This window comes from Pseudoalteromonas sp. MSK9-3 (genome assembly GCF_003590335.1).
GTDB lineage: Bacteria > Pseudomonadota > Gammaproteobacteria > Enterobacterales > Alteromonadaceae > Pseudoalteromonas.
This window is the reverse complement of the sequence record NZ_MIET01000042.1, coordinates 196,805-209,398: the sequence shown is the minus strand read 5'-3', so window position 1 is coordinate 209,398 and position 12,594 is coordinate 196,805. Positions and strand designations below refer to the sequence as shown.

The 12,594-nt window shown below is 42.8% G+C and carries 8 protein-coding genes; 3 read left to right on the top strand and 5 right to left on the bottom strand.

The window, feature by feature from the left end; translation table 11 throughout:
- Nucleotides 1-231: 231 nt before the first annotated feature.
- Nucleotides 232-984 (bottom strand): hypothetical protein, encoded by a 753-nt coding sequence (locus BGP78_RS18665; protein ID WP_119862801.1) that lies wholly within the window; start codon nucleotides 982-984, stop codon nucleotides 232-234.
- Nucleotides 985-1,279: 295 nt separating this feature from the next.
- On the opposite strand from BGP78_RS18665, the gene BGP78_RS18660 reads away from it, so the two are divergent.
- The 3 genes from BGP78_RS18660 to BGP78_RS18650 all read left to right on the top strand — a co-directional run bounded on the left by BGP78_RS18660 (nucleotide 1,280) and on the right by BGP78_RS18650 (nucleotide 6,528).
- Entirely contained in the window at nucleotides 1,280-2,980 is a 1,701-nt protein-coding gene (locus BGP78_RS18660; RefSeq protein ID WP_119862800.1) for an alkaline phosphatase D family protein, read from the top strand.
- A gap of 240 nt (nucleotides 2,981-3,220) precedes the next feature.
- On the top strand, nucleotides 3,221-4,240 hold the full coding sequence (locus BGP78_RS18655) for a cytochrome-c peroxidase (RefSeq protein WP_119862799.1): 1,020 nt from the start codon (nucleotides 3,221-3,223) through the stop codon (nucleotides 4,238-4,240).
- The gene (locus tag BGP78_RS18650; RefSeq protein ID WP_119862798.1) at nucleotides 4,237-6,528 is read left to right on the top strand and encodes an ATP-binding protein; all 2,292 of its coding nucleotides are present in this window, start codon (nucleotides 4,237-4,239) and stop codon (nucleotides 6,526-6,528) included. The genes BGP78_RS18655 and BGP78_RS18650 overlap by 4 nt, the downstream gene beginning before the upstream one ends.
- Before the next feature lie 208 nt (nucleotides 6,529-6,736).
- Here BGP78_RS18650 and BGP78_RS18645 read toward each other — a convergent pair whose 3' ends face one another.
- From BGP78_RS18645 to prpC, 4 genes are all read right to left on the bottom strand, one after another.
- Nucleotides 6,737-7,327, bottom strand: coding sequence for a LysE family translocator (locus BGP78_RS18645; protein WP_119862797.1), 591 nt, complete (start codon nucleotides 7,325-7,327; stop codon nucleotides 6,737-6,739).
- Between the two features lie 93 nt (nucleotides 7,328-7,420).
- Nucleotides 7,421-8,596: a 2-methylaconitate cis-trans isomerase PrpF gene (gene prpF / locus BGP78_RS18640; protein WP_182912332.1), complete on the bottom strand. Its 1,176-nt coding sequence runs from the start codon at nucleotides 8,594-8,596 to the stop codon at nucleotides 7,421-7,423.
- A 119-nt stretch (nucleotides 8,597-8,715) separates the two neighbouring features.
- A complete protein-coding gene (gene acnD / locus BGP78_RS18635) occupies nucleotides 8,716-11,307 on the bottom strand; it encodes a Fe/S-dependent 2-methylisocitrate dehydratase AcnD (RefSeq protein WP_119862796.1) in 2,592 nt (863 codons plus the stop codon).
- 93 nt (nucleotides 11,308-11,400) lie between these two features.
- Entirely contained in the window at nucleotides 11,401-12,522 is a 1,122-nt protein-coding gene (gene prpC, locus BGP78_RS18630; protein WP_010366059.1) for a 2-methylcitrate synthase, read from the bottom strand.
- Between the last annotated feature and the right edge of the window lie 72 nt (nucleotides 12,523-12,594).

The following is a 12,594-nucleotide window of genomic DNA, read 5'->3' as shown; positions in this document are numbered from 1 at the left end:
CAACACCCATTGCTTTAGCTGCTTCTTCTTGCGTGTAACCTTGGTCTACTACAAGCTGAGCTGTTTCTAATTTGATTGCCGCAGAATAGGTTGCGCGTTTTAACTTCGTCATTTTTTCACCCAAATTTGTATGCTCAATAGCATAACATTTCTTTCTTAATGGGTGGCCAAATTAACTATGCCACTACAATTACGTTCTGATCAGAACTAAATTAACCCTAGAAAGCACTTTTATCGGTAATTAAACCAAATCTCGTGACTTATTTTCCCTTCCTGTGACTGACTAAAAGTCCATTCATCACCCAATATAGTGGTGCCTCCCGCATTACTACAGAAGATCATTTTAACCAAAAAAGGTCTATACGCATCGTAATAAGCAGCGCCGTCCATTGTAAAATGATTGGTGTTGAACTGCACCACTTCAGGATGAAGTGGCAAAGCCTTTGGCATTTTCCCAACCTGATCAGCAACATAACACTTGCCATCATCTGCTTGATTATCAATAAATACACTTGCGCTATATTGCACATCTTTGTAATGACCTGGCGTACGACCAAATATAGGTTGCCACTGGCTCGCGACAACATTTGACTCCAGCGTCACTTTAGGCGCACCTGGTACCTTATGGTGAACAACATAATCAACACCATCCACTTGGCAAGTTAAACGCAAAGATTTCGCATTATGTATATTACCTTCTGGTACCTCACCATAAAACGCAACGTCGCTGATGTTTAAATCACCTATTTTGTACCCTGCCACGTCATCAAATATAGCAACATGAGAACATTCAGCGCCCACTCCTTGGGTCTCATAAAACCCCTGAAAATAGCGAGAGTTTGAGGTAACCACTTCCACTTTACTGACAGGCCCATGAGTATAGGTACTCACGCGGTTACTTTGCGAGTCTTGGTCATAAATCACGCCAGCTAACGCGCTATTTGATACACACGCGGCCACAAATACGCTTGATAGATACTTCATAATAATTTCCTTTTCAATTGGCACTCATTCGTTTTTCTAAAATTAAATTATCAGGCAAAAAACAATAAGTCAATTAAAGTTACTTATTATATTTTGCACATATTAATGCCAAAAAATGAGTAAAAGCAGCGTCTTAAAAGTTAAAGTTAATTTTATTAATGGCAACAAACAAAGAAATTGAAAGTGACGTAAATACTCATTCCTTTTCTTCTCATGTATTAATATTGAAACAGTTTTGCAAGATGTAATTCACAAAATAATATTATGATAATGTGTTTTATATCTAGGGGTTACAATGAAAATAACACGTTATTTACTATTAAGCATATTACCAACAGTGGTTATGGCTGCACCGGAAGTACATTACAATGAATGTAAATCAAGCTTTAATTACCTAGGTGCTGACTACCAAGGCACCACCAATAAAAATAATGCAGGTAGCCAATGGTGCTACTTAAAAAGCCCTGTTGAAGAGTCTAGCTGGGGAAATGTTCGAGTAGAAACCATACCAAAATTCAAAACAATATCAGGTAAAACTTGTATGGCCCCATCATCCTATATGGGTGAACAGTTTTATGGTTGCTCTTCACGCAATCACACAACACCTTGGTGCTATATTGATGGGAATAGCTGGGAAGAGTGCGACCCAATTCCTCCTTCTGAGCTACTCTCACATACTCAACCACAACAAAGTAAACGTTTAGATCGTGTCGCACTTGGCTCTTGCTTTAAAACGCAAGGTGATATGCCCGATGCTTTGTCACGTTTAATTGGTCATAAGCCCGATCTATTCTTGTGGCTGGGGGATAATATTTACGCCGATACCACGGATATGAGCAGAATGCGCCAAAAATATGATGATAAAAAACTCAACCCCGACTATCAAAAATTTCTAGAAGCAAAAATTCCTGTTATGGCAACGTGGGATGATCATGATTTCGGCCAAAATAACGATGGGAAGCATTACCCAAAACGCGCCCAGTCACAGCAAGCTTACTTACGCCATTTTGATGTGCCTGCTGATGATCCACGCCATACAACGCAGCAAGGCATATATGAAGCCAAAATGCTGGGGCAACTTGGTGAGCAAACCCATGTTATCACGCTCGATGCTCGCTATTTTAGATCTCCAACCTTTAGCAGTTATGGCGAATGTGAAGGGGCCAGCAGTTCTATTTTAGGTATGGCGCAATGGCAATGGCTAGAAAAAGAACTCGCAAAGCCCTCTGACATTAAACTTATCGCCAGTGGTATTCAGGTGCTGCCGCCACTGTATCAAGGCCGTGCAACAAATAAATACTGCGCCTACGCTGACGGCGTTGAGTTTGAACAAGCAATCAGTAATTTGAATGAATCTTCTATGTCTGGCACCAGTTATGAATCTTGGGCTGAAATGCCAGCCCAACGTGAAAAACTACTCCGTCTAGTACAAAAGTCAATAAACGCCGGTCATACCAAAGCGGTTGTTTTCTTATCAGGCGATCAACACTGGGGTGAACTGCTACAAAAGAACATTCCAGCCAGTGACAAATACGGTAAAGCGACAACTGTTTACGAAATTACGGCATCAGGCTTTGGCCAAAGCTGGCCATATCACATAGAAAACCCATTGCGCTTACCTGTTTACGCTGATGCCCAAGGAGATGGTCGCTTTACACAACAGTGCCACTTTCCAGCTAAACACAAGGGTAAAAGTTACAAAAGTTGTTTAACACAAGATCGCTCTAAGCCATGGTGTTATACCCAAGTAGACGAACAAAACAAGGGTAATGAAGCACACTGGGGCTACTGCGCAGGTAATGGCGCAGACATTCCTACCGGCAAAGTCGGAGTTGTCAGCAAAAACATCTCTCAGTTATCCACCAGCGATCGTCACTTGGTAAATAAATCAGGTAGTAACTACGGCATGTTAGACATCGATTGGCAAAATAGAGAAATTAAACTTTCAATTCAAACAGCTGATGAAGAAGCTGTTTCAACGATTATTCGCTTCTAAAGCAGTAAAAAGTGAGGTCATGTGCCTCACTGACCATTAAATTCACTAACGTATATATCGCGCACAATAACGGCTTTATTTGGCAACAACAAAAATAAGCGGTGAGGTTTACACTTTCATAACGCTCTAAATTAAATAGGGATCGTACTATTTAATTAACCCCCGACTTTATTTACTCTTAAAAATAAAAACGTGACTACACTTTATAGCAAACGGCCACATGCAAAGGGTTTGCTTAACGTGAAAGATAATTATGCTCAACACATCGCCTATCTGGTTATAACCGCTTTAACCATGATTGCGGGGTACGCATGGGTGCAATTTATCAGTATAAATAAGCCAGACCAAACACGCCTATCTGAGCAGGTTCACTTTGAATTCATTACGGTGGCAGGACCAATTCAACCCATACCAGCGAAGGCTCACTTCGAGCCAGGTTGGGTACAATTAGGTAAATCACTCTTTAACAGCAAACTGCTCTCCGCAGATAACAGCATTGCGTGTGCATCATGTCACCTTGTAAATTATGGTGGTGATGACGGATTTGCGTTGTCGACTGGCTTTAATAACGCATTAGGGGAGCGTAATTCACCCACCGTGCTCAATGCCGTATTTAACTTTAGGCAATTTTGGGACGGAAGAAGCACTGATTTATTTGAACAAATTGCAGGGCCAATTCATAACCCTAATGAGATGAATAGCAATTGGCCGCAAATCATTGATAAGCTCAATAATGAGCCGACAATCAAGCAAGCCTTTGTAGATCTTAACGAAAGTAGCATCACAAAAAACAATATCAGCAAAGCGATTACATTGTATCAGTCGAGCTTAATTACCCCTCACTCACCCATTGACCGATATCTTCTAGGTGACAAAACAGCCCTCACTTTGCAACAACAGCGAGGTTGGAGCGCATTTCAAAATCTAGGCTGTATTAGTTGTCATCAAGGGAGAAATATTGGCGGCAATATGTATCAAAAACTGGGCCGTATTGACCTTATTCAAGGCTCACTGAAAGACGACTTAGGCCGCTATACAGTCACGAATAACCCAAATGATAAGCATGTTTTTAAAGTGCCTAGCTTACGTAATGTCGCTTTAACAGCCCCATATTTTCACAATGGTTCAGTCGCAACGCTCGGTGAGGCAGTAACACTCATGGCTAAAATGCAGCTCGGTACTGAGCTTTCAGAGCAAACTAAACAAGATTTAGTGGCACTACTTAATGCGTTCAGTAGCACAGAGGTTATGCAAAAATGATCCGGGAATACCTATTAGAAATAACCATACTGCTTTTTGTTTGTTACTTTTCAATCACTACCATTGACAATATCGTGACACAAAATAAAAATTACGCACAACGTGAGCTGTATACAGAGTTAGAGCCTGCGGTAAACGCCCTCATTATTGAAACTTTGCTGGTAAGTCACGACACTGTAACCTACTTTGACAAACAGGCAACTCGGCAATTAACCGTTGATAAGTTAATGCTTTCTCCCCACATTGATGCTCAGATTGACCGCAATTGGCAACAGCTTAGCCACACCATCTCTCAATATCTACAGATAGTGAGTGTCTTAAAAACATCGCGCAAATTAATTGCTCAAGCGCAGCGAGATAGCAATGCGACAGCCAGTAACAACAGTAAAGAAAGTGCCTTGTTCTCAAAATTACTCTCTTTTTATAGTTCTCCAGATAACCAAAACAAGGTCGATATTGAACAGTACTTGTACAAAAACCCAACGTTATTTGGCACACTATATACTGACGAGCGTAAGCGACAACAACTCAAAAAGCACATTATATTTTTAATCACCAATCAACATGTGGTAGACGAAGCGATTATGAAACTAACACAGCAAGAGTTGGTTCAGCAGATAACAATACAAAAAAGCATCGTTAATCAATCTCTTGATGATAAAAACCTGATTATCATTTATTTCATCATCATTATTGCTCTGTTGTTCATGCTGCTGTTAAGTGTCGTATTTAGAAAAATAAATAACCTACTAAGATACCGCTCAGCGCAAGCCGAACAAGCTTCAATCGCAAAAAGTCAGTTTTTGTCTAACATGTCGCACGAGATCCGCACCCCCATGAATGGGATTTTAGGGCTCAGTGAAATTTGCTTAAAAGAAACACAGTTCAGTAAAGTAAAATCTCACTTACGTATGCTCGATTATTCGACTAAAAACCTGCTCAGGATCATTAATGACATATTAGATTACTCAAAAATAGAAGAGAACAAGCTGGATATCGAACTAAGGGACTTTGATTTATCCGATATTGTGAATCATTTAAAAGCCACACTATCAAAATCAGCTAACGATAAAGGCCTAGATCTATTGTTTTGCATCAATGATAAAGGTTATCAGCACTTCAAAGGTGATGAAGGTCGTATCAATCAAGTACTCCTTAATTTGTTAAATAATGCCATTAAGTTTACCGAGACTGGGTTTATTAAGCTTGATATAAGGGTTGTACCGTCAGAACATGAGCACACGTTTATTACATTTAGCATCATTGATACAGGAATTGGCATTACGCCAGAGCAACAAAATAAACTTTTTACACGCTTTACACAGGCACAAATGTCAACCTCACGTAAATTCGGAGGAACAGGTCTAGGTCTGGCCATTTCAAAGCAACTCGCAGCGCTTATGGGAGGCCATATTAACATGCGCAGTAAACCCGCAGTAGGCAGTGTATTTCAATTTCGAGTCCCCTTAGCGCACGCCGATCACAGTCCCTCTCGAGTATATGAAACGAAAGTATGCGTCCTGTTTTATCCTGAATTAGCCGTTCGAAAGGCACTTCAAAAGCAACTTAGCTATTGGTGTTATGACGTTACAGTTGCTCATAGCCTTGAACAGTTCCATGCGCTCATTGAGCAACTCACGCCAGCAGACGCTTTTATACAGGCCAACTTACTCCCACACACTGATAGTCTGCACTTATCTCCTGCGACCCAGGTATATCGCATTGCGAACGGCGATACACAGCGCCTTAACAATACCGTAAACACGCTGAACTTACCGATTTTATATACTGATTTACAGCCCGATACAGCGCAACCGGTAACACCTGAACAACCTAAAGAAACGCCCGTCTCAACCTTGTTTAGCAAAAACAATATTCTGCTCGTTGAAGATAACCCAATCAACCAAGTCGTTAGTAAACGATTGCTAGAACAATTTGATATTAACCCGCAGGTTGCAAGTAATGGGCAACAAGCTGTTGATATGATCCGAGCGCAACACTTTGATTTAGTCTTGATGGATATTCAAATGCCCATTATGGATGGGATCACAGCCACAAAAGAAGTCAGGCAGCATATCACTGGTAAACAACTCCCCATCATTGCATTGACAGCCAATGTGATGGAATCAGATATCACCACCTACTTAGAGATAGGCATGAACGCGCATTTAGCTAAACCTATCGACACTCAAGCATTACTGCAAATACTAAATCATTACTTAAACAACGAGCCAAACAATGCGCTGAGCAATGAGTTAAGCAATAGCAACGAACGGGCTATGTACTAAGTAACCTCAGCTCTGGATAAGCGAATTCGCCCAATAAAGCTATTTTTCTCACTCTCGGCGTTGCTTTCATTTGTAATAGCTCGCTATTACTGCATAAAAGCGCCTTGATATTGAGCAAAATATCATCATTGGATTGTACGTAAGTGTGTTTTCAAAACATTTTCTATTCCAAAACTCTTATCCAAACCTGAGGTTAAGTAAGCAGCTATTATAACGTGACCGCACCGATAACACTGACAAGCAATGCAGCAGAGCAAACCAAGCGCAGTTTTTTTGCTTGAGCTGGTGTCGCAAAAATCGTCTGTAAGCTTCCTCCAATCGCCATCCATAAGCCATCGACTATTACTGCGACGGCAAAACATACCACTCCTGTCATTATCGCGCTTAGTAAGGGATCCCCCAGTACCAGTAAATTATTAGCAAAAATAGCTAAAAAGGCGGCATAGGCTTTGGGGTTTATCAAATTTAGGATAAAGCCATCTTTAAAGCTCGGTGCTGATCCCTCTCGTTCAGCAATACTCCCTTGTGCCGAGGCAATTTTATACGCCACATACAGTAAGTAAGCGACCCCAACAAATTGGCAGACAGACTTGGCCATTGGGTAAGTCGTAAATAGCGTACCCAGCCCTGTCGCAACGGCAAAAATTACGACCAACAAGCCAGCTAAAATACCACTTAAAAACCTCATTCCTCCTTTAAAACCAAAGCTAGCCCCCACTCCAGCCAACGCCAACGGTGCTGGGCCCGGTGAGCCCAGTAACAATGCCGTTGTTAATACCAGCGATATCACAGCTTCCATACACCTTACCTCACTTCTCAATGCATTTTTGTTGAAAAAAAAAGCCCTAAAGGGCCTTTATAAAAGTCTATTTTTCTTATTTTAAACAATAAATTAACTGGCTGGTGGCACTCTAACATTGCCTTCCATCAATACCCGAGCACTACGGCTCATAACAGCACTTTTTGCTTGCCATTGACCATCCACTTCATTGGCAATGGCACCTACTTTTAAAGTGCCTGAGGGATGGCCAAACGTCACACTATCTCGTGGGACACCGCCTGCCGCGCTATTTACCAAAGTACCGGGTATCGCCGCCGCTGTGGCAATCGCAACTGCCGCAGTCCCCATCATGGCATGATGTAATTTACCCATTGATAATGCACGGACACACACGTCAATCTCATGACTGTGAATTGCTTTACCGCTTGACGAGGTATAACTTTTGGCTGGGCTAACAAATGCAATCTTTGGCGTGTGCTGTCGAGTGACAGCCTCTTCAATATTGTCAATTAAACCCATTTTAACAGCGCCATAAGCACGAATGGCCTCAAAACGTTGTAGCGCTTTATCATCCGTATTAATGACCTCTTGTAATTCTGTTCCTTCATAGCCTAAGTCTTGCGCATTAAAGAACAGAGTCGGGATCCCTGCATTTATCATGGTCACACTAAAGCGGCCAATATTTGGCACCTCCAAGGTGTCCACCAAGTTACCTGACGGAAACATCGCCCCGTCACCCGCCGCCGGATCCATAAACTCCACCACTACTTCTGCAGCAGGAAAGGTTACCCCATCGAGTTCAAAGTCTCCGGTTTCTTGCACCTCATTATTAGTGATCGGCACATGAGCAATGATGGTTTTTTTAATATTTGCTTGCCAAATACGCACAATGGCAATGCCATTTTCAGGGATCCGCTGTGCATCCACTAAACCATTGCTGATAGCGAATGACCCTACAGCAGCAGTTAAGTTACCGCAGTTACCACTCCAATCTATAAAAGGTTTGTCTATCGCAACCTGACCAAACAGATAGTCTACGTCATGATCTGGCTGACTACTTTTGGATAAAATCACCGTTTTACTGGTACTGGATGTTGCTCCCCCCATACCGTCTGTTTGTTTGGCATAAGGATCTGGGCTGCCAATCACACGCAACAGTAATTGATCTCTGTCGGGCCCGGCGTGTTGGGCTGCTTCAGGTAAATCAGTTAAATTGAAAAATACCCCTTTACTTGTCCCACCACGCATATAGGTTGCGGGTATTTTGATTTGTGGTTTATAAGACATCAGAATTCCTTGGTAGAGCTTTTGTTGCATAAAAGCCCATTACATATCATGACTAAAAGAAGTTAGGCCTGAAAAAATCATCGTATTTCAAGCCTAGACCGTCGTTCAGATGGAAGAAATTACGTATTTGCTTCTAAGAAATCTTTCGCAAAACGCTGTAATACACCACCAGCTGCATAAATTGACACTTCTTCTGCCGTATCTAACCGACATAGCATCGGTACTTCAACACGTTCACCATTTGTGCGATGTATGATAAGCGTTAACGTTGCACCAGGGCTGGTATCTCCCTCAACATCGTATGTCTCAGTCCCGTCAATGGCTAACGTTTTACGGGTTGTACCCGCAGCAAACTCAAGGGGTAATACACCCATACCAATTAAGTTGGTACGGTGAATACGCTCAAACCCTTCAGCGGCAATCACTTCCACACCCGCTAGGCGAACCCCTTTGGCTGCCCAGTCTCGTGATGAACCTTGTCCATAATCAGCACCCGCCACAATGATTAAAGGCTGTTTGCGTTCCATGTAGGTTTCAATCGCTTCCCACATGCGTGTTTGCTGCCCTTGCGGTTCAATACGCGCTAATGAACCTTGTTTTATTTCACCCTTGTCATCACGTACCATTTCATTGAATAGCTTAGGATTCGCAAACGTAGCGCGCTGCGCCGTTAAATGGTCGCCACGGTGTGTTGCGTATGAGTTAAAGTCTTCTTCTGGTAAGCCCATTTTTGCCAAATATTCACCCGCAGCACTGCTTCCCATAATGGCATTTGAAGGAGATAAATGGTCCGTGGTGATATTGTCACCTAATACAGCAAGAGGACGCATCCCTTTCATGGTGCGCTCAGCAGCTAAGGCACCTTCCCAATAAGGCGGGCGGCGAATGTAAGTACTCATTTTTCGCCAGTCATACAATGGATCATTGTCTTCACCGTAATCGACTGTTAAATCAAACATCGGCTCATACACTTGACGGAAATGCTCTGGCTTTACACTTTTCGCTATAACTGCATCAATCTCTTCATCACTTGGCCACAAGTCTTTCAAAGTGATAGGCGTGCCATCTTGCTCATGTCCAAGTGCATCTTTTTCAATATCAAAGCGGATCGTACCCGCAATGGCATAAGCCACAACCAAAGGAGGGGATGCTAAAAATGCTTGTTTTGCATAGGGATGAATACGGCCATCAAAGTTACGATTCCCCGACAATACAGCTGTTGAATATAAATCTCGATCAATAACTTCTTGTTGAATCTTCGGGTCAAGTGCGCCACTCATCCCATTACATGTGGTACAAGCAAACGCGACAATACCAAAACCAAGCTGTTCAAGCTCAGGGAGTAACTCTGAGTCTTCTAAATACAACTTTACAGCTTTTGAGCCCGGTGCCAACGATGACTTAACCCAAGGTTTACGTACCAAACCTTTCGCATTGGCATTACGCGCTAACAATCCAGCTGCAATAACATTGCGTGGGTTACTGGTATTTGTACAGCTTGTAATAGCAGCAATGATCACTGCCCCATCGGGCATTTTACCCTCTTCTTGTTCAACCTTACCGGCAATTCCTGTTTTAGCAAGATCAGCGGTGGCTACCCGTTTATGCGGATTTGAAGGCCCGGCGATATTGCGCCCAACCGCTGACAAGTCAAATTTTAAAACCCGCTCATATTCAGCACTTTCTAAACTATCAGCCCACAAACCAGTGTGCTTCGCATAATTTTCTACCAGCTGAACTTGTTCATCATCGCGCCCTGTGATTTTTAAGTAATCAATAGTCTGCTGGTCGATATAAAACATCGCTGCGGTTGCACCATATTCAGGTGTCATATTAGAAATGGTCGCTCGATCGCCAAGGGTTAAACTCGCAGCCCCTTCACCGTAAAATTCAAGATAAGCTCCCACCACTTTTTCAGCGCGCAAAAACTCAGTGATCGCCAGTACGATATCTGTGGCTGTGATCCCCGGTTGTGCTTTACCCATGAGCTCAACGCCCACAATATCAGGTAAACGCATGTAAGAAGCACGTCCCAGCATAACACTTTCTGCTTCTAAACCACCGACACCTACGGCGATCACACCAAGTGCATCAACGTGCGGCGTATGGCTGTCAGTGCCAACCAACGTATCAGGAAACGCCACGCCATCACGCGCATGCACTACAGGCGACATTTTCTCTAAATTGATCTGATGCATGATGCCGTTACCCGGCTGGATCACATCGACATTTTTAAATGCCGTTTTTGTCCAATTAATAAAGTGAAAACGGTCTTCATTACGGCGGTCTTCGATTGCACGGTTTTTCTCAAATGCATCTTCTTCAAAACCGGGATGCTCTACCGCCAATGAATGATCAACAATCAGCTGGGTAGGGACAACTGGATTGACCTTTGAAGGATCCCCCCCTTTGGCGGCAATTGCATCTCGTAAACCGGCTAAATCAACCAAGGCTGTTTGACCTAAAATATCGTGGCATACCACGCGCGCCGGAAACCAAGGAAAATCTAAATCGCGGCGACGTTCTATAATTTGCGTCAAGCTCGCATCCAGTTTTTCAGGCTCACAACGACGTACGAGGTTTTCAGCCAATACGCGAGAAGTGTAAGGCAGCGTGTCGTATGCGCCAGGTTTTAGCGACTCAATGGCTTCGCGCGTATCGTAAAAGCTTAACTGGCTATTAGGCAACAGTTTACGGAATTTTGTGTTCATAACTACATCCACAGGCAAAATAAGGTGACGGTTCTAAAGCTAAGAGGCAAAACACATGACTGCGTGTTTTGCCATAAGTATCAATTGTGAAAATTAACGTTCAGCAATCGGAGTTACTGGACGTAAATCTTCGCCTGTGTAATCTGCAGAAGGGCGAATAATACGGTTGTCAGCACGTTGTTCCATAACGTGTGCAGCCCAGCCGGTCAAACGAGACATCACAAAAATAGGGGTAAACAGTTTGGTTGGAATACCCATAAAGTTGTAAGCAGACGCATGGAAAAAATCAGCGTTACAGAATAACTTTTTCTCACGCCACATCACGGCTTCACAGCGCTCAGAGGCGGCGTATAGCACGGTATCACCTACTTCATCAGCTAGCTTCTCTGACCATTGCTTAATGATTTCGTTGCGTGGGTCTGACTCTGAGTAAATCGCGTGACCAAAGCCCATAATTTTCTCTTTACGTGCTAATTTGCCCATCATTTCTTCTTCGGCATGATCTGCTGACGTAAAGCCTTCGATCATTTCCATTGCAGCTTCATTGGCACCGCCATGTAATGGACCACGTAATGAACCGATTGCCCCAGTCACACATGAATGCATATCAGATAACGTTGATGCACAAACACGCGCTGTAAATGTTGACGCATTAAACTCATGCTCAGCATATAAAATGAGTGATACATGCATTACACGCTCATGTAATTCATTGGGCTTTTTACCATGAAGCATATGTAAGAAGTGCCCACCAATTGAGTCGTCGTCAGTTTCAACCTCAACACGTACCCCATCATGGCTAAAACGGTACCAATAACAAATAATACTCGGGAAACACGCCAACATGCGATCTGTTACTTGGCCTTGAATATCAAAGCTCGACTCACCCTCTAAATTGCCAAGCATTGAACAACCTGTTCTTAATACGTCCATTGGATGGGCATCAGCAGGGATACGTTCTAACACTTCTTTTAACGCAACCGGTAGGCCTCGCATTGAACGTAAGGTGTTTTTATATGCGTCTAACTCACCTTGTGTTGGTAAATGACCTTTTAAAATAAGGTGTGCCACTTCTTCAAAGTCACAGTTTTGTGCTAAGTCTTTTACATCATAGCCTCGGTACGTTAAACCCGACCCTGATACGCCTACTGTTGATAATGCTGTTTTCCCTGCGACTTGACCGCGAAGGCCCGCACCACTAAGTACTTTTGCCATGGTATTATCTCCTGAAATTTTTAACCTGCTGTGTATTGATAGTTATTTTGTATAATTTTCTATTGTAAGCGC

Coding starts and splice junctions, on each gene's coding strand:
- BGP78_RS18665 (WP_119862801.1), bottom strand. CDS start 984: ATGAAGTATCTATCAAGCGTATTTGTGGCCGCGTGTGTATCAAATAGC.
- BGP78_RS18660 (WP_119862800.1), top strand. CDS start 1,280: ATGAAAATAACACGTTATTTACTATTAAGCATATTACCAACAGTGGTT.
- BGP78_RS18650 (WP_119862798.1), top strand. CDS start 4,237: ATGATCCGGGAATACCTATTAGAAATAACCATACTGCTTTTTGTTTGT.
- BGP78_RS18645 (WP_119862797.1), bottom strand. CDS start 7,327: ATGGAAGCTGTGATATCGCTGGTATTAACAACGGCATTGTTACTGGGC.
- prpF (WP_182912332.1), bottom strand. CDS start 8,596: ATGTCTTATAAACCACAAATCAAAATACCCGCAACCTATATGCGTGGT.
- acnD (WP_119862796.1), bottom strand. CDS start 11,307: ATGAACACAAAATTCCGTAAACTGTTGCCTAATAGCCAGTTAAGCTTT.
- prpC (WP_010366059.1), bottom strand. CDS start 12,522: ATGGCAAAAGTACTTAGTGGTGCGGGCCTTCGCGGTCAAGTCGCAGGG.